Annotated in this window: 16 protein-coding genes; 6 read left to right on the top strand and 10 right to left on the bottom strand. The window is 52.9% G+C overall.

The genetic code is table 11. From position 1 onward, the window contains the following. Window positions 1–87: 87 nt before the first annotated feature. From GYM47_RS02310 to GYM47_RS02280, 7 genes are all read right to left on the bottom strand, one after another. Entirely contained in the window at window positions 88–1,800 is a 1,713-nt protein-coding gene (locus tag GYM47_RS02310; protein WP_153843411.1) for a DUF262 domain-containing protein, read from the bottom strand. Between the two features lie 17 nt (window positions 1,801–1,817). Further along, window positions 1,818–4,919 carry a DUF1156 domain-containing protein gene (locus GYM47_RS02305; RefSeq protein WP_196781576.1) on the bottom strand — a complete coding sequence of 1,034 codons (3,102 nt, stop codon included), beginning with the start codon at window positions 4,917–4,919 and terminating at the stop codon, window positions 1,818–1,820. Window positions 4,920–5,000: 81 nt separating this feature from the next. Continuing rightward, window positions 5,001–5,630 (bottom strand): DUF7680 family protein, encoded by a 630-nt coding sequence (locus tag GYM47_RS02300; protein ID WP_153843410.1) that lies wholly within the window; start codon window positions 5,628–5,630, stop codon window positions 5,001–5,003. A 5-nt stretch (window positions 5,631–5,635) separates the two neighbouring features. Further along, complete coding sequence (locus GYM47_RS02295) at window positions 5,636–8,956, bottom strand: DUF499 domain-containing protein (RefSeq protein WP_153843409.1); 3,321 nt, start codon at window positions 8,954–8,956, stop codon at window positions 5,636–5,638. 296 nt (window positions 8,957–9,252) lie between these two features. Further along, on the bottom strand, window positions 9,253–10,917 hold the full coding sequence (locus GYM47_RS02290; protein WP_153843408.1) for a nuclease-related domain-containing DEAD/DEAH box helicase: 1,665 nt from the start codon (window positions 10,915–10,917) through the stop codon (window positions 9,253–9,255). A 138-nt stretch (window positions 10,918–11,055) separates the two neighbouring features. Next, on the bottom strand, window positions 11,056–11,412 hold the full coding sequence (locus GYM47_RS02285) for a hypothetical protein (RefSeq protein ID WP_153843407.1): 357 nt from the start codon (window positions 11,410–11,412) through the stop codon (window positions 11,056–11,058). A 27-nt stretch (window positions 11,413–11,439) separates the two neighbouring features. Further along, the gene (locus tag GYM47_RS02280) at window positions 11,440–12,390 is read right to left on the bottom strand and encodes an ADP-ribosylglycohydrolase family protein (protein WP_153843406.1); all 951 of its coding nucleotides are present in this window, start codon (window positions 12,388–12,390) and stop codon (window positions 11,440–11,442) included. A 108-nt stretch (window positions 12,391–12,498) separates the two neighbouring features. On the opposite strand from GYM47_RS02280, the gene GYM47_RS02275 reads away from it, so the two are divergent. The 6 genes from GYM47_RS02275 (at window position 12,499) to GYM47_RS02250 (ending at window position 19,325) form a co-directional block, all read left to right on the top strand. Next, on the top strand, window positions 12,499–13,404 hold the full coding sequence (locus GYM47_RS02275; RefSeq protein WP_153843405.1) for a metallophosphoesterase: 906 nt from the start codon (window positions 12,499–12,501) through the stop codon (window positions 13,402–13,404). Window positions 13,405–13,430: 26 nt separating this feature from the next. Next, window positions 13,431–14,627, top strand: a complete 1,197-nt coding sequence (locus GYM47_RS02270) for a PcfJ domain-containing protein (RefSeq protein ID WP_168444425.1) — start codon at window positions 13,431–13,433, stop codon at window positions 14,625–14,627. Between the two features lie 79 nt (window positions 14,628–14,706). Beyond that, on the top strand, window positions 14,707–15,426 hold the full coding sequence (locus GYM47_RS02265; protein ID WP_153843403.1) for a hypothetical protein: 720 nt from the start codon (window positions 14,707–14,709) through the stop codon (window positions 15,424–15,426). Window positions 15,427–15,457: 31 nt separating this feature from the next. Beyond that, the gene (locus GYM47_RS02260) at window positions 15,458–16,810 is read left to right on the top strand and encodes an IS1182 family transposase (protein ID WP_153843402.1); all 1,353 of its coding nucleotides are present in this window, start codon (window positions 15,458–15,460) and stop codon (window positions 16,808–16,810) included. A gap of 117 nt (window positions 16,811–16,927) precedes the next feature. Then, window positions 16,928–18,397, top strand: coding sequence for a DNA recombination protein RmuC (locus GYM47_RS02255; protein WP_196781575.1), 1,470 nt, complete (start codon window positions 16,928–16,930; stop codon window positions 18,395–18,397). Window positions 18,398–18,443: 46 nt separating this feature from the next. After that, on the top strand, window positions 18,444–19,325 hold the full coding sequence (locus GYM47_RS02250; RefSeq protein ID WP_153843401.1) for a SecC motif-containing protein: 882 nt from the start codon (window positions 18,444–18,446) through the stop codon (window positions 19,323–19,325). A 269-nt stretch (window positions 19,326–19,594) separates the two neighbouring features. Here GYM47_RS02250 and GYM47_RS02245 read toward each other — a convergent pair whose 3' ends face one another. The 3 genes from GYM47_RS02245 to GYM47_RS02235 form a co-directional block, all read right to left on the bottom strand. After that, complete coding sequence (locus tag GYM47_RS02245) at window positions 19,595–20,851, bottom strand: ISL3 family transposase (RefSeq protein WP_168444423.1); 1,257 nt, start codon at window positions 20,849–20,851, stop codon at window positions 19,595–19,597. A 189-nt stretch (window positions 20,852–21,040) separates the two neighbouring features. Then, entirely contained in the window at window positions 21,041–22,342 is a 1,302-nt protein-coding gene (locus tag GYM47_RS02240) for a vWA domain-containing protein (RefSeq protein WP_153844195.1), read from the bottom strand. Continuing rightward, window positions 22,339–23,490, bottom strand: a complete 1,152-nt coding sequence (locus GYM47_RS02235; protein ID WP_153844194.1) for an AAA family ATPase — start codon at window positions 23,488–23,490, stop codon at window positions 22,339–22,341. Before GYM47_RS02235 ends, GYM47_RS02240 begins: the two co-directional genes overlap by 4 nt. Window positions 23,491–23,580 lie beyond the last annotated feature (90 nt).

The following is a 23,580-nucleotide window of genomic DNA, read 5'->3' as shown; positions in this document are numbered from 1 at the left end:
ATGGTTTTTTTGATGCAAAATTCAGCTAGTGAAATGAACGCCTACCAGAACTAAGAAGGGGAAGCTAATAAGCACCTCAGCCTCAGGCTAGAGATTTTCAATCTCTTCCCATGATAAGCCAACTCCTAACTGCCATTTTTCTTCAAATAATTTTAACAACGCCTTTTGACGGCCTTTGACAGTAGCCGGTGTCCACTCATCATGGTTAAGCACATCCGTAGATATCGCAAAGCTTGAAACGCCACTACGTGACCTGAAGTAACGCTCTTTTTTCCTAACAAAATCGTAATTTGACGCTTCTGAATTTTTCTTACGACTAAGGAGCAGCAAGTTACCAATACGATCTACCCAATTTTCGCGTTGCTCATCATCCCAATCTAGCCGCCACTGAGAATCAGTCGCTGGGTTTTGCGGTAACACATGTTCAATCGTTTTGGTTCTTTCACGATAGCTAACATACTGATCAGACATAAAAGCATCTAAACGCATCGTGATGTACAGGCGTAGCCGTCCAGAATAACGATAAACATGGTTATTCAACCAGTACAGCGTGTCTTTACGTTCACTGAGGCTAAGATCAAGTGCCGAGCCCTCAGCCAAGAGATCCTTACCTTCTTCTAACTCTTGTAAAACCAAACCAAAACGATTGATTCGCGGGGTGGCATATACACCACGGATGAATAGGCTAGCCCCTAAGCGCTCTAGCCTTTCAAGATGCGCACTAAGCACATCAGTGTCGTTATCGAAACGACGAACAAACTCCATCGCTACCGGTATCCAGTCACTGTTATTCAAGTAATGTAGCCATTCAATTAATTCATTTATTCTTTGAGCATTTGATTCACTTTTGAAACTACGATTTATGATGATTTCAAGTGTATCTGCATAAGGGAGCAATACATTATCAAGCAGTTTTTTTCCACTAACGGTTGGCTTTACCACATAGTCAGAGAACTCATCCAAAACAGAACGGCGATATTTTTCTTTACGGAAAATCATCCGGACATGGGCAAAAAGATCATTAAAGCTATCACGCCCTAATCGCTCTTCCATGTCTTCCCATAGCTCGGTATATCCTTCGCGCTCATGCTCTCCAATGCTACTGATAATACTAGCTTTGAGAATGTCAGAAGGAGCCAGATCTAGACCGCGGTCATTCATTACCGAAAAAATTCGATATGCCGATTTGAAGTTTTCGGTAGTAACCAAAACAAGCAAGCACTTTTGAACAATGAACTGTCCAAACTGCCCCACCAGCTCGTCATCAATATCTGCTAGACGGCTTTGAAAGGCTCTCGCATTATTAATTAAATTAAGCTTTGAGTCTTTGTAACGACTGACATCAAGAGCCTCAAGCTCCTCAATTCCCCCAGGTGATTGAATATATTTTCCGAAAAAACTGCGATCTTTCTTGCGAAGATAAAGACGGGGTTTAGGGGAGAGATCCAGCGTGATATCACCTGGCTCCATAATATATTTATCGAATGCACCGCCCCACTTCGGATGCCCTTTAAGCCGATCACGAATAGCCGCCAGCAAAATGGTCAACGTCGTTAGCCTTTGCTGCCCATCGACAACATCAGCTTGCATGGACTGATCACTTTTGATTAGCACGATACTGCCAAGAAAATACTCTTCGCTCTTATCTTCCTGCTCACGAAATGTCCAGAGGTCATCAAATAGCTCTTCTGCGTGTTCTATCTGCCATGAATAAGGGCGCTGGTAGTCTGGTATTTCAAACTGAAAGTCACTGGAGAATACCTTGTGTAGTTTTAGTTCTGCACCCTTAATAGAGCTCATGCAGCCTCCTCGTATGTTTAGAGTTCGTAATCAATCAACTGAGCTTCGCGCTTGAGCTCGTCGTCGCGGCACTCTTTAGCCCAAACTTTAAGTAGGCCACGCAGAGCATCGCTTTCGCGCTTATCGTGCTCGGTTAGGTAGTTACGCGCGGCAACGATACCACCATCTCGATAGGTAACGATCAAGCCACCCAATACATCCCAAAGCGTTTGTGGGCTTTGCAAGCGGGCTGAGGCGCGTTCTTCTGGTTTGAGCAGGCGCAGCTTGTTGCCACGAATAGCAAGCGGTGCAGCGCGTTCGTCTTCACCCACGTTGGCATAGGCGACCAGATCATTGCTGACGCGGTAATTGCCGTTACGGTTCTGCAGGCGGAAGTTAAGAGAGCGGCTCATCTGCAGCGCATCGTCAAAAGCGAAGTCTCCCAGGCCATTGATACCCAGTGCAATGACCGCAAGGCGAGATTCAGCGTCAAGATCGTCAACGGTAACCAAGCCGCCAGAAAGGCGGCTAACCTCTTCTTCAGCTACTACGCGGGCTGCTTCTTGCATCGCGCGAGTGGGCGGTACGTCTTCATCGCCATCTTGCACAGGCCAGTGAGCCGAGTAGACACGTAGCGCACGGCCCCAAGAGGCAATCATGCGATCTACTGGGTTAAGTTTAAGGCGCTCAAATTCCACCAGGCCTTCACGCACAGCGGTTTCTAGCTTGCCTTTAACTTCAAAGCCCCAGCTTGATGGTGGCCTGTCACCACGGCTTACGGGTCGACACGTGATAAAGATACTCGATGCAGCAGCAGCTATATTTTTCTGATGGGTAGAGTTCATTCCTTCGGATTCTACGGGCATGCAGGCCGTAATATCCCAACCTGAGTGGATCAAGGCATTGGTCAGTGTTTCCCAGGCGTCGGAGCTTTTGTGGGTAAACATTAGCGTCATTATGCCATCGGGTTTTAACAGCCGCTTACTCTCGGCAAAAATATCGTGCATAAATTCTTCATAGCGAGCTTTGGCGTTTTTAGCTGAACCATCGCGTGCTGGGTTAGCGACCGCTTCAGCAGCTTTGTCAGTCACTTCATCATCGAACCAACTCGGATAAAGATCAGCTAAAGAGCGTTTTTGCCAAACATAGTAAAAATCAGACAGCTCGCTGTATTGGACGTTGTCATAGTACGGAGGATCCATCACCACCGCATCGACACTAGAGGCTTCTAATTCGGCCATGTTGGTAGCTGAGCCTTTTATTTGCCATAAATCTTTATCAGCTAACCCTTCTTTGGCACGCTCCCTTACAAGAAGCTCAATTCCTTTATAAGCATCCAGGACTTGCGACATACCCCAACGAAACCCAGATGATGAGCCTGCATAGACCGTTTCACCGAATGTCCATTTGAGCGAAAAGTCATGGCGCCCAAAAGTTCCAACAAGGACTCCCCTAGAAAAATGCCAACGTGTTTGCTTTGAGTTGTAATCAACGACTTTATCAATGGCAAACTGCAAATATGTGATGACGGCTCGGCCTCGCTCTTTGCCTAGCGATTCAAGAATCTTTGGCTTAGCATTTTGCAAAGCTTCCATCACCGTTAAGTGGCCTAAAAGCTGGCGAGGCGTAAACATATCCGCCCAGGTTGGCATGCCATAGTTAACAGGGCGCATGTCATTACCTTGCGGAAACGTCTCATTGGGCACCAGCCCCTTCATTTCAAAATCCAGGCGGCGTTCTTCAAGCTCTCGCTCTGCGGCCTTCAACGCATCCTGATCAGCCTGGGTTGGCGCACGAAAGTAACGTATTTTCTGGGTTTTAACTTCCCCTTTACGCTCACCGCTGGCATAGCGCTGAATATTTCCCTCCTTATCAAGCTTAGGTTCGATGCGAACACCTGCTACGCAATACAGTACATCCTGCCATTTACCATACTCAGACTCACCACGGGCTTGACGCTTAATCTCATCCCCGGAAATAGCTTGTTGGCAATGAACGCACTGACCAACACCACTCGTCACAGTCCCTGCCTCTAAATCTGGGACATCAAGGCCTCTTTTATCAGCTGTAAATTCAAACGGTTCAAAACGTACCGTTTTATCTGGGTGAGTTTTAATTGAAACAGCCCACTGATCCCCTTTTTTCGCTAACCACAGTGCATTTAGCAACGGGGCTTCACCTTCACAGTGAGGACAAGTGACTTGGCGACAAAACAAGTAAGACATATCTCGGCTGACAGGTTTCGGATCGCATGTACTCACCGCAGCGTTGCAGCTGGGGAAGTGAGAGAGCAAGCGCTCGTCCAGCTGTTTTTCAATCTTTGTTCCCCAGTGTTTAATGTCTTCCAGCAGGTCTGCGCCAAAGCGTACAGGATAGTCAAGCGTTGCCTTAAGTATGACGCAAGCAACCGGATTAAGCTCGTTAGCAATGACTCTATGTCCTAAACGAAGTGCCTCAAAAGGAATCGAGCCACCTCCCGAAGTTGGGTCAAGAATAATCTTGGAGTCATTCGTCAATGGAGCTTTGTTATGATAGGCGCGATCATAACCGTAAAGGTTGGGCACTCGTACACCCGCTTTCTTGGCAAGCTCCATGAGCTCCTTGAACCATGCTGGGTCCCCCATCTTCTCATGGACATGCAGTCGCTCACCTAACTGAGGTAAGTAGGGAAATTGCTGGGCTAATTGTTGCCATTTTTGGATCGCCTCTTCATCCACCAGCTCAGGAGATTTTTCAAGCACTTGTTGAATCATCAAACGCTGGTCGGCACGCTCTTTGTCAGCTTTGATCAAAGCACGATGAATTACGCCATCTACTTCCAACGTGGCACGGCCATCTATACTGACAACTCGATCACGCAGCTTGGCTTCGTCTAGCACCCAGCCAACACCACCAATATTAGCTACTTGTAAACGGACTCCTAACGCTTTAACAAATTCTTCTGAATTCGTATCTGCGGGTAACAACGACGCCATAATAGCTGCACGGCTTGGCACTAGTGGCCGTCGTGCCCACCAAACGTGCAAACGGTGCGTCGGGGGCTGATCACCGACACTCTGCTCACGTTGCGTTTCTGGGCCTACCTGATGACAGGGAAAACCGGCTTCAATCAGGCGCTGGTCGTTGCTGAGATCCATCATGCTGCTTCCTTTGAAACAACAGCCAGGCATACGCCTGGCTGCTTGATAATAAGTGAGTATGGCGCTGCTTAGCGCGGTCGTTTAACCGCGAGCGCGAACTTTTTCTAAAATACGTGGCGCGCGTTTGTCGCCTGCATCACCGCAGAGCAAAATTCTTAAACCGCTCGTCGCCCAGCTGCGTAGTGCTGGGTCTGCTGTAGTCACATTGGCCAGCCAATAAACGGCTTCCTCACGAGAGAACATCGCCACCCGGCGGCCAATCAGCTCTATGCGGTCGACATCCTTTACTTTGCTTTGCAAACGAAAGAACAGTGCCAAGCGTGCCCCGGCGGTTTCATCCAGGGGAAAGTTGAGATCCGTCTGCTGTAGCCCCTTAATATTCATGTACGTTTCTAAGCCAAGCGGTATGCCCTGCTCGTCTTTCACTTCTTCAAGAATACGCTTCAGCACCGGTAAGCAAGCACGCACTGAATCGCCGTATAGATTGCCGCGCTCCACTGTTTTGGCACGCGGGTTGGTCATGCCTTCAGTGTCATCACGGTCTTCCGGCGCGATACGTTCTTTGATCGTCAGAACCGGCGGCGGCATATCCTTGTGGCGTGTTAAACGTAGAACATAAGGAGAACGACGCGCCAACTTTGCCAGCTGCGCTTCGTCCACCTGTGAGCTTTTACGTCCCCCGCGAGATGAGGGATTGGCATCAGTTGCCATTCGGTTTACGTATCCTTCAGTTGTTCCATCATAGAGACAAATTTACAGTTCTGGTCAAGCTCACCCAGCGTGAGGCGCACTTGATGTTTGCGCTCATCCGTAAAGCGTAGCCGAGTGTTCAGCGAAGAGAAAAGCTGGCGACTCTCGACCAATGCGCTGATAGAGGTGTGTGTCATTCCCAGCTGAAATACCCCGCCGTCAGGCGTTGCTGCTGCAATCTGCAGCATTTGCACTTCGGTTTTGGATTGGCTCAGCCCGGTGCCTGCCAGCAGGTTAAAAAGCTTTTTGATGCTGTCGGATTGCGTCAGCGTAAAGCTCTTGGGCTGTACCTTGGGCGCTCTTAACCATCCACGTTCCTGAGCAATACGGTAAGGTACCAAGATACCTTCTTTTACGCCTTCTAGAGGTACCTTATCGCCGGTCATGGCTTGATCAGGGTCGGCATTGCCCTGCTCGTCAAACGCAGCTTTTGGATAGGCGACTACTACGCGCATTATTAATAAATTGTGTAGCTGCTTTTCCTGCTCTTGAGGACACACCTTGTCATGCGCTTGCTCCACAACAGTGGCTAACTCACTGATGTTAAGCAGCTCACGGCTATTAATCACTCCTTCTGTCCACTGAGCCACGAGATGGGGACGGCGTTCGATATCCTCCAGCCAACCGATTTGCTTGGCGTGCGCCTTGGTGCATATAAACCATTCCTGCCCTTTATCCAGCGGGTCTAGCCCCAAGGGCGGCTCGTTTTCTTGATGATAAAGTACTTCTGGCTTGGGGTCATTTGGCTGGGAGAAATACCCTAAGCACCAACTGCTGCGCTTAGCGCCTTGCACCAATATCATTGCCAGCAGTTCTGGCGCTTGCAGAATAGGCCACTCTCTGCGGCAGGCAAAATTGTTAATTAGATCGGCAGTTTTTACCTGATTACGCGTTTGGAAGAAGAGTTTGCCCACCAGTGTCGATATTTCGGCAGTGCTGGCCCGCTCTTCAGTGATCAGCTCGCCCTCTTCAGAGAGCTGCTTAAGAATGGCATCTTCAGTATGGATGCCACCAGAGCCACCTGCTGCAGGCCCGCTACCACGCTTGCCGATATCGCGGGTAACCACTTGGCCATTTTCACGCCCTGAAAAGACAAGTTGACGGTACATTTCATCAATAGCGGTGCGTAGCTCCGCGGGCCTCTTGGCTGCGTGATCTTTGAAATCGCTGCGCTGCAACTGCTCGTGGCGAATATTCCAGTTATCCGGGTTTTCTTTCAGGCGCTCAACCGCAATGGCTTTGCGTGCCAAGTGCATGACGTTGTCGCGGGCGCGCTGCTCTTGATGCGTGCGCTGTTCGCTCCAGGTAGCTCCTTTAATGTGTGTGGCGCTGGGTACGAGCAAGAAAATCAGATTTTGATGTTCACGCACCGTGTCTCCACGACGCTCAATAAACTGGCTAGGGTCGATATCCTCAACATCGAAGGCAACGATACCTAACTGCGGCTTACGCTGTTTATCAGGCATATCCTCGCTGGTGTGGATATGGTGGCGAATATCGAAAACTGCAGACGTCTTGATTAGCCCACGCACCACCTGCTCTATACGGGTCAGCGCTTCTTCTTGCGTCACGCTGCCCTGTATACGTCGCAGAATGTTGTTCAGCGTCGGCACTGTATCGGCATACAAACGCGAATGACGCTCACGAAGGTAGTTGGCTTCGCGTTCAATCAATTCCAACGCTGAACGAACGGTGGCCGGTTTCATCGCGGGCGAGGCCATTTCATAAACAGCTGAGGTTAAGTCAATGCCGTAACGCTCGTCCTCTAAGCCGCCACCTCGGCCAATCAAACTATGGAGAAACACCACGCGCCACGACCATTCATGAACGGGATACCCTTCAGGGTGCGGGTTGTGGGCATCAAGGTCACCAGCAACGGTACGCGCCGTTGACTGGCTACCGGCCACTTTTGTGACATCGGCATCCAGCACTGCCTGAAAATCTTCGTTGCCGGTTTTGCCTAGCAGCTCGGCACGAATGGTGTTGTCTGAGAGGTCGATATGGCCGGTCTGGATAAGCGAAATTTCACGCTTGGCTTCCCAAATACGCCGCACGGTACGCGCCAAGGTTCGCAGTAGCCCGCGAGTCCCCTGGAATGTTTCTACCTGCGATAACTTCTGCGATAAAAACGCAATCAACGTGGGATGGAACGGGTAATTGGCCATCAATTCGTTTGATACGGTGACATCCGTGGCGTTAGACGGTAGATCCGTGCCCGCCTGACGGTACATCTCAACAAAAGCTTCAACGGTTTGTTGGGCCGCTTGTTGGTCAACCGAGATAAATAGCCGCTTTGCCATGATCTGCGAAAGGTCACCCTCGGTAACCGGCGTGGTAGCCTCGGATGTCCGGCTAACTACATCAAGTGTTTGGCGGCTAGCAGTACCTGTAATAGCTTCTGCCTCGGCGCTTGATAGCCCGTGGGTAGATTGCAAGTTACCCATTAGCTTGTTGAAACCACCAAAGGCGTTGGTCGCCGAGGCTAAACTAATGACAACAGCTAAGTTAGCTTTTTCGCGTGCGTAGGTGGAGAGCGACATGAGAAACGCAGCTGCTTGTTCTGCCCCAACACCTGGGAAAGCAGCTTCAATACGTGAAAGGTACTGAGCAATTTCATCAACAATGATGAGTGTGGGCTGATCTCCAAAAAGGTGATCAAAAAACTCATCTGATGCAGGGGAAGAAGAGCCATCTAATCGGCTAAGAATCGGCTCACGCTGGCTTTCATCCAGCAGCTGCGTAGCAATGATCCACCAAAGCGTATTCGGCTTCGGCTCGGCACCGCCAGCCGTTTCCCGCAGCGTATCTACGGTGTCCCCTATCACCCCAACGACACGGATTTGACCAGGTTCTCCTAAGCGCTCAGCAGGAACAATATCAGCCATAGGCTCTGCCAAGCGATTGCCTTGCATAGCCGCGTGTAGAAGCGCAATCAGTGTGTGCGTTTTACCGCCACCAAAAGCGGTATCCAAACGCTGCATTGCTGGTCGTGAAAGATCACCATTTACAAGGCGTGCCAATGCGTTATCGACGATGGAGCGCAAGCCTGCTGTTGGGTAGGTCGCTTCGCGAAAAAAGGCTACCGGATCAGAATAGAGCGACTGAGCGCCTTCCTTAGCAGCCCCCTTGCGATAGTCGGTGAGCACGCGGTTGAGGCTCGCGGTAAAAATTTCCGGGTTGAAGGTTCCCGCCAGAATTTCTGGCCTTGGCTTGCACGTCGTCAAAACGCTTTGCATCGGTGGCTCCCTGCACTGTTTTTCATTAACAGATGAATCTGCAAAAGGCACTCTATAAGCGGTGCTCAGTATTTTTCGTTACGCGTGATGATACGCTAAGGCAGCTAAGGGTGTCATGGACTGGGAATCGAAACGCAAAGGCCCCAAGCCTGGATAAACGCAGGCCCCGGGTAGTAAAACGTATTATTGCAGCGGGTTATGCACAGCAAACAGAACCGCCTCAACCTGGTTGCAACTTTAGTCTAAAATCGCATTTAAAATCGACTGCGAGAGACGGGCAACGTCGTTATCTTCATGGAGCTTGGTTAGCTCGTAAGCATAATACTTTGTGTGGTAGGCGGTGATGTTCATGTAACACTCTGTGCAGACGTAAACACGAAAACTTTCACCCGCGCCCGAGACGCCCCTACATACTCCACTTTCGGGTTCGCTGCCCAAGCACTGGCACCCAAATCAACCAGAATCACCACTGGCGCTTCCAAACCTTTTACCGCGGCGACATTGGACATGCGCTCGCTATACTGCGGGCTATGATCCATAAGCGCTTGCAACACTTGGCTGTTGGTTACCTTGAAGGGGGTAAGTAGCAAGATATCTTCCGGTTGGAAGCCCTCTTGCTCAAGCTCAGCTATTGTTTTTTGTAGCAGCGACCATTGATCCTGGGGCTTTTTCCAAGTGTGAACAGCTACTGCATGTTGGCTGCTGGGCAGATGCTCCCCTGGCTCTGCGGCTGCACCGTGGCGCTCTTTTAGCCAACAGGCAATTTCATAAGCATTGCGGTAGTTGCGGTGCAAGGTAAACGGGTACGGCACCATGCCTTCGAACACATCTACCGGCAAGTGATAATCCCGTGCGTAGAGGTTTTGGGCAGGGTCTGCTAAAAGCGTCACGCTGGCGTCTTCTGCTAGCATTTCATAAAGCGGCAGCCACCACTCGGGCACGTAGTCTTGTGCTTCATCGACGATGAGGGCATCCCATTGCTCGGGGGCTTTCTGCAAGGCTTCAATAAGTAAGTCCGGTGCTGTTTCATTGTAAAAGCGAGGTAGCTCATTCGACGCTTCCGGCACTAGCCAGCTGATACCAGCTTGCTCTGCCCGTGTTTGGCAAAGCTCGTGAAAGGTGGCTATCTCTATCGTACCGAGTTGGGTCTCGGCCATGGCTTGGCGGTGGGCGTCTGCCAAGGCAATATTGAAGCACAGCAGAAGCACTTTCTTTCCTTCTCTTGCCTGTTGCTCGGCACGCATTCGCGCCAGCACGCTTTTGCCTGTGCCTGCTCCCCCATAAATTGCCATACGGGGAATGTGCTCTAACAGGCGCAGTACCCATTGCTGTTCTTCACTCAAGCGAAACAATGCTGCTTCTACATCACGGGCTTGCTCAGCCACACTTGTGGTCAGTGCACACGCAGGGCGTAACAAATGGTGTTGTATCAACCTGGTTTGCTGTTTGGTAAGCGGTAGCGAATTAGCAGCACCTTTGCCTGCCCAGGCGGTGTTTTGAAAACGTGCGATAAGCTGCTCAGCGTTTAGGCTTTGTATATCGCCTTTCAGCAAGACGTGGTCGCGGTTCAGGGTAAGTTCAGGAAACGTTCCTTGCCATTCTCGCGTGTCAGGAAATACCAACACCGGTGCAATGGGTAACTTGATACCTGGCAGCACTCGGTTCAGCGCCTGCACAAGGCTGCCTGTCTGCTTTTTTAACTGTTCAAGCGGCGTGGTCGTCAGCTTATGGGTGCCATGGTTGCCCTGTGACCACCACTGCCCTCCCCCATCCAGCCACACGCCGCCACCTTTGACTTCCCAAAGCTGAATACCGTATTGCGGATGAAATAGCAAAAAGTCGATCTCACCTACCCACGTTCCCTTATCGTTACGGGTTTGCGTGGCAAGGCTGTGCATGACTTCAAGGCCAGGAAAATCCAGCGCTCGCAGCTGGCGATACACATTTGCCTCTGCGCGTGAGGGCAGTGCTTCTAATTCAGTATCACTTAGGCGTGGATAAATCGTGGCCATACTACTTCCCTGTTAACGTACGGTGGCTGCATTACCACTCTGGGGCTTAACTAAGCTAAGCCAATTTGACTAGCATTCTACGCAAAGTCACTAGGCCTAGCACCTGCTCAGACACAGTCTATTAGCAGATCATAGCTATTACGCCATTTCGTTATGCTTTTTAATAAGATCCAGCGGATAAAGCCAAAAATCTACGCTCGGGAAACGGCACTCTCCCGTCTCATCTTCCAAGAATGACAGTATCTTTTGGTAGGTTGGACTACCTTCATCAGGTGCCACCGCCAAGTAAATAGACCCTTGGTAAAAACACGGAGCCTTGCCTGGCGCTGCATGCACGCAAGGTTCCCATGGAATCTCATTCGCCTCTAGCCACTCAACAACGTGTTGGCGTCCCTGGTGATCTTCCCAGTGCGTACCCAAAATATCGTCGTCAGGATCTTCATTTTTGAACGTCAAAAATAGGATATCTCGCTGTGCTTGGAGACCAAGCTCCATCGTAGTCCTGACTAATCGCGGCATGCCTCATTCTCTAGATTGTTTAAGGGCATATAGCGCTCTTGCCAGCTGATCTATTTTTTCTCGCCACGCTAACGTCGTTAACCACCGTTCCGGTATCGCCTTAACCCCCCATGCGGCACCTGCCAGCTGCCCCGTTACTGCAGCAACGGTGTCGGCGTCATCGCCTAAGTTGGCAGCCAGCACCAGTGCTTCTTCTAACGAATGTGCCTGCCAACAGCACCATAGCGCAGCTTCAAGGGTATCGATGACATAGCCACTGGAAGACACCTCCTCGCGCGACAGCTCACAAAAAAGCCCCGCCTGAAGCGCTAAAATACGATCTCCTTGGGCAGGGGTAGTCGACATCTGTGTGAGCACCTTGCGAAGAGGCTCGCCTTGCAACAACCGCCAAAGCACCGCCCCCATTAACGCGGCCGCATCCAGGCAGTCGGGGCTGGCATGCGTGGTGACACTGCTGCGCACGGCTAACGACACTGCCTCTTGCTCGCTATTCGCCACCATAACGGCAGGCGCGAGGCGCATAATGCCGCCATTACCGCTTTGATACGCCTGGGTACCGCCCGCATTGGTGTCTTGTGTGCGTTCAAAACGTTGCAAAGCATCCAAGGTGGTGCCACCAATATCAATGCAGCGGCCTTGGCAGGCCATATAACCTTCTCGCCACCAGCGCACGTAGCGGCTTAACTGATCGTGCGTATCAAAAGCCTGACAATTCACTAGGCTTTCAGCCAAACATAGCGCCATGGCGGTATCGTCCGTCCACTCTCCTGGGGCAACATCAAAGGCACCGCCTCCCAGCATCTCCTTATGGTGTGGGTTTTGATCTCGAATACAAAACTCCAGCGTGGTGCCTAACGCATCCCCAACGGCTAAACCCAATAGAGCTCCCCGATAGCGATCTAGCTCATTCACAGTGGCCAACGGTTGTTCCGGTAGTCGGTTATTGAGCGACATTAAGCACCTCTACATCGGGTTGTTCCCACACCTTATCGCCTGCTTGCGACACCAAGCGTCGCATCAGGATGGCATGCTGTTAAACCTCAACAAGGAAGGAGAGAAGGCATGGGTGATACAACACACTACGACATCATTGGGGATGTGCATGGTCAGTTAGATATGCTGGAGGCACTCCTAGCCCAACTGGGGTATCGCAAAGGGCAGCAAGGTTGGCAGCAACCAGGGCATGTAGCGGTATTTGTTGGAGATATTATTGATAAAGGACCTTGGCCAGGTGCGGTACTTCGTTTAGTACGCAAAATGGTCGATACAGGCCAAGCCCTTATGGTCGTGGGTAATCACGAATTGAACTGGGTACGAGACGCTTATCAGTATCAATACAATCCACGCGACTTTATTAAGGCAACGCGCCAGCTCTATGATCGCCAACGGTTGGTCGATGAGTTTGCCGCTGAGGAAGATGGCCTAGCACTACTGCTCGAACATTTTCAGTGGCTACGCACACAGCCTCTCTTTCTGGAACTGGAACAGTGTCGCGTAGTACATGCTTGGTGGCATGAAGCCTCGATTCAGCACCTCAAAGCAACAGGCATTCGCTGCTTGGATGATGCCGCCATGGCCGCTTATGAAGACACGTACTCGACCACCTATTTTGCGATGGATCGAGTGATTGCCGGCTGCGAACACACGGTTCGTCCCTATGTCTCAGCGTCGGGGTTTCGTACTATTAGAAAGCGCGTTTGGTGGTGGCCCAACGACGTGGCACTGATTCACCCTTGGGAGCTCTTACCCACCCAGGCGCGTGAGCATGGCTATCCGCATAACGCCCACCCTACTTTTTTTGGTCATTATGCGCTGACAGGCACCCCGCTGCGCTTGGGTCGTAACGTGGCTTGCCTGGATTACGCAGCGGCTTACGGAGGTGCGCTAGTGGCTTATACCCATTCACCGGGAGTACCGCTAGCGTTAAACAGTTTTACGAGTGTGGATGTAATCCATCATCAAGACTGAGGCTTAACATAGCTATGCGCGCATGGATGCACCGTGTCTTACAACGATGGGCACCGCTATCGCTGCAGAGGATAGTAACGCGTGACGATCAACGTATTGTCTTCGACTTATCGGCTGCCGTTGGTTACCCCTTGGTCGTGAAAGTATCTCCATGGTGCTCACCCGCGCCTTTTGCCTGGGTCAGCGAAACCCATCATGAGCCGCTGGCGTGGGGAGAGTTCTTAGCCCCTGCGGGGATTGGTTGGCAGGCCCTGATGAACACCCATGGCGAGGCCTTAACGCGGGGTATGCCTGCTGAGGTAACAACACTGGTTAACGCCGTACCCTTTTTGGGCATGGAGCTGGCCCAGCTGACAGGCCGCCACCCAGCGGCCTTAGATCTGGCGGTTTCCTCTCCCCTGCTGCTGGTGTTACTCACTGAGAAAGCCATCGAGCATCAGTGGTCAGAACCCTATCTATTGAGCTTGCTCAGCAAAAAGCAATCTGAGCTGTGCGGCTATGCTGGCTTACCCAGTACGCAGGCGACTGCCAAACTGCTGCGCCGATGCGCGCTCACCCCTATGATTGGACGAGAGTTCATCACACTTAAGCGCGCATTAATGGATCCCCGCACCAAGTCCCTACTTCGGCACCATCCGGCACCCTATGCTCAACAGTTAATTTTCTTAGGGAATTACCAAGGGGAGCGATGGCCAGGGTTACTCACGCTCATTGATGAGGCGTTGAACTCGACCAACCGTGTTCATGATCGCACTTGGCTAACCTCCATGTTAGAAGACACACACCGCCTAGATGCTGCCAACCTCTCAAGGCTTCGTCGTGTTAGATCGATAGCGGAGCTACAAGCGCTGCATGATCGTCGTATCGCACTCTTTAATGCCCAAAATGAGGCACAAAGCGCGGTTCAAGCTGACACGCTGGAAAAGCGTTATGGGCCCTTCCCCAACGCACCGCTACCGAACCAAGAAGGTATTTGCGCCTTAACCTCTTGGAACTCACTCTTGCTTGAAGGCAAACGCATGCAGCATTGTGTGGGCAGTTACCACTCATTGGTGGCACAAGGGTCTATCGCGATTTACCACATGAGTCATCCAGAGCACTTAACCGTTGCCATTGCTCCCTTGGGTGATCAATGGGTGCTTAGTCAGGCGCGAGGCAAGCGCAATGCCATGCCCTCGGAACAAGCATTGCAGGCAGTCATGGGTTGGTTAGGCGAGCAGTAATCACAATCGATTCTACTGCCAAACGGCTACGCCAAGCTAAAAATTATCTTCTTCGTATCAATCTTGCTGGGAGTTATTTATGGAACAGCCACTCAATCTAGTACTCATCAGCAGTGCCCTCTTTATTTTAGGTGCATTACTTGCCTTTGCCCTTCAGCAGCGGCGAATTTCATTCGTGCGAAAACAGAAAGAGGCTGTCCAAGCAGCTCTTCAATCTAGGGAGACTGACCTTCAGGCCAAGGAATTTGACTTAAAACAGCTTGAACAGACGCACAAGACGATCAGTGAAGACCTGCAAGCATCTAAAGACCGAATTTCCGCGCTGGATAGTGCCCTCGACAGTGAAAGCGCCACCTTACAAAACTTGAGAGTAGAACAAGCAACTGAAAGGGAAACATTGTCAGGCGTTAGAAGAGAACTGTCAGCCCATCGTGAATCTGCCCAGCAACAACTGACCGCCACCCAAACGCAGCTTGATGAAGCGCGTCGCGAACTTAAAACACATCAGACCCACCAAGGTGAGTTGAACAAGCATCTTACTGAACTCAAATCTGAATTGAGTGACCGGGCATCCCGACTTGAATCAAGCGCATCGAACCTTAAAGAGGCACGTCAGCGTATCGATACCCTGGATGATGAGCTTACGACGCTCAGAGAGGCATCCCAAGAAAAACTCAGCACACTTAACAAAGACCTCGCACAAGTGCGTGAGGCATTAGGCAGCGTCCAAGCCGACTTTAAATCTCGCACTCAAGCGCTAGCAGCCTGTCGGTCTTTCCGTTGCACCGTGAGATACTGACCACCGTCATCGCCGAGCTGAGAAGATCGCCATGAGCCGCTTCATCCCTGTGGATCGCCAGACCGATTACCTGCTGCCGCCTTCGGTAGACGAGTGGTTGCCCGATGGTCACCTGGCGCGGTTCGTTGTCGATGTTGTCGAACAACTGGACCTCTCGACGTTGACCCGGCGTTACATGGGGCGGGGTTCCAAGGCACATCACCCGGCGGTGCTACTGAGCCTGCTGATCTACGGCTACGCCACCGGGGTGGTCTCCAGCCGCAAGATCGAGCGTGCCACCTATGACTCGGTGGCGTTCCGCTACCTGGCCGCCAATACCCATCCCGACCATGACACGCTGGCCACCTTTCGCCGCCGCTTTCTGCCGGAACTGGAACAGTTGTTCGTACAGGTGCTGCTGGCCCGCGAGATGAAGCTGCTCAAGCTTGGCACCATCGCCCTGGACGGCACCAAGCTCAAGGCCAACGCCAGCAAGCACAAGGCGTTGTCGTATGGCCATGCCAAGAAGCTGGAGGCACAGTTCAGGGCAGAGGTGAAAGCGCTGACCGAGCGGGCCGAGTCGGCGGACAAGGAGGACGCGGCCGACGGCATGGATATCCCCGCCGAGATTGCCCGCCGTGAAGCCCGCCTGGCGGCCATCGCTGAGGCGAAGGCCAAGATCGAGGCGCGCGCCGAGGAGCGGGACGCCACCGAGCAAGCCGCCTATCAGGAAAAGGTGGCGCGGCGGGAGGCGCAGCGCAAGGCCGGCAAGAAGCCCCGTGGGCGTGACCCCGAACCGCCCACTGGTGGCCCGCGTGACAAGGATCAGATCAATTTCACCGACCCGCAGTCGCGCATCATGCCGGTCACCGGCAAGGGGTTTGATCAGTGCTACAACGCCCAAGCCGCGGTTGATACCGAGAGTCTGCTGGTGACCCATGTCCACGTCACGCAGGCGACCAATGACAAGCAGCAAGTCATGCCGCTACTGACGGCCTGGCAAGGTTACCCGGAAACGCTGGGAAAACCTGACCACCTGCTGGGTGATACCGGCTACTTCAGTGCCAGCAATATCCAGGCCTGCCATGACCATGGTATCGAACCGCTGTTGGCGATGAAGCGAGACGTCCATCACCTTCCGGTCTTTGAACGTTTCGCCGCGGATCCGCCTGCCCCGGAGAGCGAGGACCCCGTCGAACAGATGGCACACCGCTTGAAGACGCAGGCGGGCCGAGCGCTCTACGCATTGCGCAAACATACCGTGGAGCCGGTCTTCGGGATCATCAAACACGTGATGGGGTTCCGGCAGTTCTCGCTACGCGGACTGGATAAGGTCAGCGGCGAGTGGCGATTGGCCACCATGGCGTGGAATATCAAGCGGATGCACCGGTTGACGGCGGGCTGAGGGCTCGCCGCGCCCAACCGGCCAGCAGGCAAGGCGTCAGAACCGCCTTGCAGAAGCTGAGGGGCAGGTTAAGAGCCACACAACAGCACCAACACCAACACCAACACAGGGGGGGGGGTGAAGAACCCACGCCTCAGCTCATCCATTAACCTCAAGTCCGACAGACTGCTAGAAGAAACCCAGGCAAAGCTGGCAGCCACCGAAAGCACCTTGAACCAACAGCGCCAGGATTATCAGAAGAAACTTGATGATGCCCATCAGCAGATCGCCGAGCTGCGCGAAGCCCACGGCAGCATCCAATCAGACCTCCATGCGGTAACCACCAATCTCAAAGAATCCCGTGAGCAGCGAGATACTTTCCAGAAGAGCCTTACAGAACTTCAAACCACTTACCATGCACTCAAAAACGAGCATGGCGAGCTGCAAACCCGCACTGAAGAGAAAGAGCAGCAGTTCAACCGGCAGTTGCAATGGATGGAAGACAGCAAAAAGCAGCTCAAAATAGAGTTCGAAAACCTAGCCAACGAACTGCTCGACCAGAAAGGCAAGGCATTTTCATCTCTCTCAGAGCGCAACCTAACCGAGCTACTCAAGCCGTTCCAAACCGAAATAAAAGGCTTCCGCGACAAAGTGGAAAGCCTGCACACCCAAGAAACTGAACAGCGTGCCAGCCTACGGACAGAGCTAAGGCACCTACAGGATTTGAATAAGGACATTACCGACCAAGCCGCACAGCTTACCCAGGCACTCCAAGGTCAAAAGAAGGTGCAAGGCAATTGGGGTGAGCTGATGTTAGAAAACGTCCTCGATAGTGCGGGCCTGCGCCCTGGGGATGATTATCAGCGCGAAAGAAGCTTTGATACTGAGGAAGGAAAGCGCCGTCCAGACGCTGTGATCTATTTGCCACAGGGTCGTCATCTGGTCATTGATGCCAAAACCTCGCTCAACGCCTATCTGGAGTATGTGAACGCAGAGGATGACCTCTCACGGCAACATGCGTTAGCGGAGCACACAAAGGCTGTCAGTTCTCGCATTACCGAACTGGCAGACAAACATTATTACGACCTGCCGGGCCTGAACTCCCCTGAAGTCGTTGTGATGTTTATCCCGATTGAATCGGCCTACGTTGAGGCGGTTCGCTATGACAGCACTCTCTATCAACGTGCCATTGAGAATAATGTGCTGGTCGCCACCCCAATAACCTTGCTAACCAGCCTCAATATTGTCAGTCAACTGTGGCGATTTGAAAACCAGAGTAAGCACAGCGCTGAATTGGCCAGTCGTGCCGAACGTTTTTATAACAAGCTCTCCAGCTTCGTTGAAAGCATGCAGGACGTTGGTAAGAAACTGGACGGTGCTCGGGGTAGCTACGACAAGGCGCTGGGACAACTGGTCAACGGCAGGGGCAATCTGATCAAGCAGGCGCATGAATTTAAAGAGCTTGGCGTCTCAGTGAAGAAAGAGCTACCCGCTGATATCTTAGAACGCGCCAAGCTTGAGATTGCCCCGTCGACTGACAATGAGCACTACCCATGCCCAGAAAGTCAGCGCCGATCTGTAGAAAGCACCGAAAATCAAATGGATTAGAGTTTACTCGAGCTCAAAGGCATTCGCAGCGGCCAGGAGCAATACTATGAAACCGTATTTCAGCCCCGATGATTTACGTTTGATCATGCAAAACCGTCTGGATGAACAAAACCATAGCGCCGTAGAAGCGTTATGTGGCCTATCACCCGAGCAAGTGTATAGCTGGCTATATGCACCTTTTGGAGAGTTTTCAGGGGCCACCATCCACCCACCAGATGATTTATCCACCAGCCCGGTGATGCGTTACTTATCGCTCATTGTAGAGGCTGCCATGCAGCAAGGTGGCGCCTTTAAAGCAACACCAAAGGGCAACCTGCCCACCACGTTAGTCAAACAGGCTAGTGCCCTACTCCCAGCGTTCGCAGTGTCTCAGCACCACACTCATATCAGCATCAGTGAGTTTGCGGGCCATAACGAAGAAGCGTTTAATGCCTTGCACTACACGCGCATTCTTGCGGAAGCGGCAGGCATTATTTACCGCCGTAGCGGTAAGTTTCATGTAAAGAAAATCGCGCAAAAACAGTATCAAACACATGGCCTTCACGGTTTTTTTCTACCGATGCTCGAAGCGGCGGTCACAACATATAACTGGGGTTACCTGGATAGCTGGCCAGAAGAGGCTGACCTCCGGCCGTTTTGGCTATTTATGCTGTGGCGGTTACAACGTCACGGTTCTGTAGATCAATTGGCTAACGAGATGGCCGTGGCCTTCCCCCGTTTTGTTGACGAGATGCCCACCGATCCACACTACTCGCCCACGCGCTTGCTGCGTTTGTTGATCGAGTCCCGTTTTGTGGGTCGCTTTTTACAGTTTTGGGGATTTGTAACTATAGACCCTAAAGGCATGTTTTCGGATGCGACAGCGCCGAGAATGATCAACCAGCAAAGTCTGCTTTCAAAGGCGTTTAAGTTCTCGACTGATCAATAATCAGTAGCAATAGCTGAGGCTATTATGTTGCTTGCCCGCACACCCTTGAGAGCGGTAATAGCATTTTTTTGGCTGATCGACGTAGAGAGTTGTGTAGGGTTCCGCGGCGGACATAGGTAGCTGCCGGACGATGCTAGCCTTATGTTACTTCCAATTATGAGAGAGCGGGGTCTTGTACTTGCGCTGGGGAGCTGCCGCGCAATACTAATCCAGATGAAAATCCACACTTTTATGCGCATATAAATGAAATAAAAAGGTTCTTCGTCACTTCATGTGGATTTGGCCTGATCGAATAGGCGGCCCGCCGGGCTGCCAATCAGGTAGATCATGGCGATGAAGTTAGCCTCGTTCCGATAGCCACGTGCGCGTGACCGAGCCGCCTGAAACAGGCCGTTCATCCCTTCCAGTCTTGCGTTCGTCAGCCCCGAGTGCCAGCGCCTGACCACTGCTTCCGCGTGCCGCTCAAGTGTCGCCAAGGCCTTTCCCATCGGCTTCAGTAGTGGCTTTTCAGAAACCGCCGCTTGCATGACCTTGAGGTAGTTCGTGATGCGCCACTGAGCCGCTCTGTGAGTTGGGGCCTTCTGGATCCAGCGTAGCTTTTCCTTGATTATCCAGGCATCGGCCGTGGCGCTCTGATCAGCTACCAACTCCTGGAGCGCCGCCAACTGTTGAGGTCTCAGATTCTCGTTGTCCAGATTTTTCAGCAGTGCCCAGCGCAGCGATTTAGGGTGTTCCTGCTCGCGGCGCTCTTTCTTGCGTACCTCGTCCAGCCGCTTGGTAAAGGTCTGCACGATATGGAACCAGTCGACCGTTACCTCGGCCTTGGGAAGATGCTCGGTGATGCCGCTAAGGAAGGCGGGCGACATGTCGCAGACTACCTCGACCACATTGTCCGTATCGCCGCCATGGGCTGTCAGGAAGGCACTAAATGCTTGGATGGCATCCTTGCCGCAGCCTGGAACAGCGAAGATCACCGGTTCCTGCTTGCGCTGCATGTCGAGGAACACTGTGACGTAGTGATGGCCGCGCCGGGACGCGGTTTCGTCCACGCCGACCGTCGCCACCTCGGACAGATCCAGTTCCCCCAGCATTCGGCCCACGTAGTGATGCACGATGCGCCATAGTCGTTTGTCGGAAATCTCCAACTGGCGGGAGACGGCCAGCACCGGCATCTCCTTGACCAGTGACATGGCCGCTTGCTCAAACAGCAGGGTGAAGTCGCTGCCCGGCCGCGCCCAGGGCACCTCTATGCGTTTGACGCCATGCTCAGGACACTTCGTGCGAGGCACGCGAGCATGCAGGTAACAGTGGTGCTGAAAGAAGTTCAGATGTCGCCAGGTTTTGTCGGCAAAATCGTGAGCTTGGCAGGCCTTACCGCACTCCGGACAGGGATAGAGACTGCCTCGCTCCGCCTCGACATAGAGATCCAGGCGGTGGGGCGACACGGAGGTATCCAGGTGCTGGTTCTTGAGGATCCAGGGCGCTTCTAGGCCCAGGCCGAGCGCCAGAATTTGGGTGCCGTCCATGTCATACCTACTGCCGTTGTGGAGACTATATTCTGGCCTAGCTCAGGGTAAGAATTCCACACTCAGCGTCGAAGAGCCAATAAAAAACACTTATGTGCGCATAAAAGTGTGGACTAGTTGCTCAATTTTCATAAAAACGTTATCCAGCAAACACTCCCTTTAAACGTGACGGGTAGATCGATACTCTTCCTAGTGGCTGCGATTCACTACCCTTCCAAAGATAGCCTCCAGCTCATCAAGCTCAGTGTGACCGTTGCTTTGAGACTTGGCATGTCTATCGGTAGTGTCTCGCTCCGCGATCGGCCCCCCATCCATGGATAGCACCTCACCCCAGGGCACAGGGGGCCGGTGGTTCGCAGTGAGACACCATATCACCGGGTAAGCTGGTGACCGCTGGGGTGCACTGATCATTCCATCCGTTAACGCCACCAGTACGTTAGGTGGTGTGGTCGCCAGCGATTCGAAGACGGGGCGAATATCACTTCCGCCACCGCCTTGGCACTGCCAGTGCGCGAGCTCATGGAGCTGGCCTTCGTGCAGCATGCTGCGTTGGGTAATCTGGCTATCGAACTCAATGACGTCCACCGCCACCCGATCGCAGGCCGCTAAAATACCGGCAAGCTCGCTTAAAAAGTGTGGTAACGCCCGTTGGCAACTGCCGCTGGTGTCAATGGCGACGGCAAGCGCGAGCGTTTGGCTACGCTGGCTAGGTAGGTACAGGCCACGGTGCAGGTGACGACGTGATGGCGGTAGCCACTGCCGGTTGCCGGTTAACCTCCGTTGAATGTGGCTCGCCAGCACCTGCTGCCAAGGCACTTGTGGTTTACGTAAGCGCTCGACGAGCGTGTTTAGATGCCCAGGCAAATGGCCTTGCTGACGCTGATGCTGCTGAGCAGTGGCGACTAAACGCTGCTGCCAGACTCGGGCGTTTTCTGGCGTGACAGGCTTGGGTGTAAAATCTGGGTCGATCACGCCCTCCGCTGCCGTCATGGCAACATGGAGCGTATGTTCATCCAGTACACGCCCTCGCTCTCGTCGGTGGGGATGCTGGCGAAGGTCAGCGTAGATTTGCTCAGCAGAGCTGCCTAAATAGCGGCGGTGATAGAGCGCATCGTCTGGGCAGTGGCGTAGCTCTTCGCGCAAAATGCCGTTGATTTCGTAGTCACAGGCGCGGTTCCAGTGGTTAGGGTCGCGTCCGAACTGCCGAGCATGATGGCCCAAGGCACAGTGCCACACCTCATGCGCCAGAATAAAACGGCGATCTGCATCACTGCGCTGAGCCATAAACTGAGCATTAACGAAGATCGTTTCGCCATCCGTGCCTGCCGTCGGCAGGCGGTCATCGACAACGCTCACCACTGACAGCTGCATCAGTAACCGAGCGGTAAACGGTTGTGCCGACATTAAAACCGCACGGTCTGCTTCGCACTGGCGTTGGATGTGGCGCTTGAGCGTTTGTTCAGCAGCGCTAGGGCCGCGCTGGCAACTCATGACACCGACTCAGCCGCCAACGCAGCATTTATATGATTGGCCAGGTGTGTTTGAAACACACTCCCATGCTGCTCGCTCCACGCATCAAAGGCGGGGTGGCTCATTAACGCTAAGGTACGCGCTTGCTGCTGATTGTCACTGCCACCTTGCATGGCATCCATCAGCGCTAGCGTGGCAAAGTCGGCACTGAGCGCCTGGCTGATCTGAAAAAAGCGCGCGATACGCTGCTGTGTTTTAGCCTCATAAAGTGCGTCATCAGCAACGTGTTGCCATAACGCGTGGGCAAGCCCCGCGCAAAAAGCGTAGCGCTGATCAGCACGCGTTGGAATTTCGATGGGCGCTTTTCCATTCAGCATGGCAGGAATATCTGGCAGTTTGAGCGCCCAATCACGGAACGCCAAAAACTCGGTTGCCGCGCCCTGCCCGACGAGACCATGAACCATCAGCGCTTGGGTCGCCGCAGGCAGCTTCTGACTGTGGTTAAGCGACTGTGCCACGCGCGTCCAACTACGCGGGCTTGGCCAGCCCTGCTCAACATTGCCCTCCATGTCGAAGAAGCATTCTGGCCGAAAGCGTAAAAATGCGGTCACGTCGGGATGCAGCCCCTCCCCGGCCGCCCAGCGCGTCCAGGTGTCTAGGTCAGGTGTTAGGCTGATATGACAAAAACGGTTCGCTAGGGCACTAGAGAATGTTTGCGCGACGGCGCGGTCTTCGCTGCGATTTCCTGCTCCCACCACCAGCCAGCCCGGCGGCAGACGGTAAAGGTCTCCTAAGCGTCGATCTAAGATCAGCTCATACGCAGCGACCTGCAGGCTGCGGTCTGCGGCGGTGAGTTCATCGAACAGCAAAATGCCACAGCTATTAGGGTCTCGTGGCCACTCACCGGCCAACAGCCAGTCCACCACACCGCGCTCATGATCAGGCACCGGCAGGCCACGCAGGTCGATCGGTTCACGCTGAGCGAGACGAATATCAATAAACCCTATGCCCTGCCGCTCAGCCACCTGGCGCACCACCGAGCTTTTCCCTACGCCTGGCGGCCCCCAAAGCATCAGCGGTGGCAGTTGCTCAGCCAGCGCTGGGTCGCTAGCGAGTTGTTCTACCTGATGGCGAAGCAGTTGCTGTGCTTGAGCGGGGGTTGCATACATAGAAGGCACTCCAGTGTGCTGTGATTGCCAACCAGTATGTGCCGCATTTGCGACACTACGCGTCGCATATCTTTGATTAACCGTTCTGGC

Source organism: Vreelandella piezotolerans, from assembly GCF_012427705.1.
Classification (GTDB): Bacteria; Pseudomonadota; Gammaproteobacteria; order Pseudomonadales; family Halomonadaceae; genus Vreelandella; species Vreelandella piezotolerans.
Note: the sequence above shows the minus strand (reverse complement) of the source record. Positions and strands in the feature narration are given on the sequence as shown.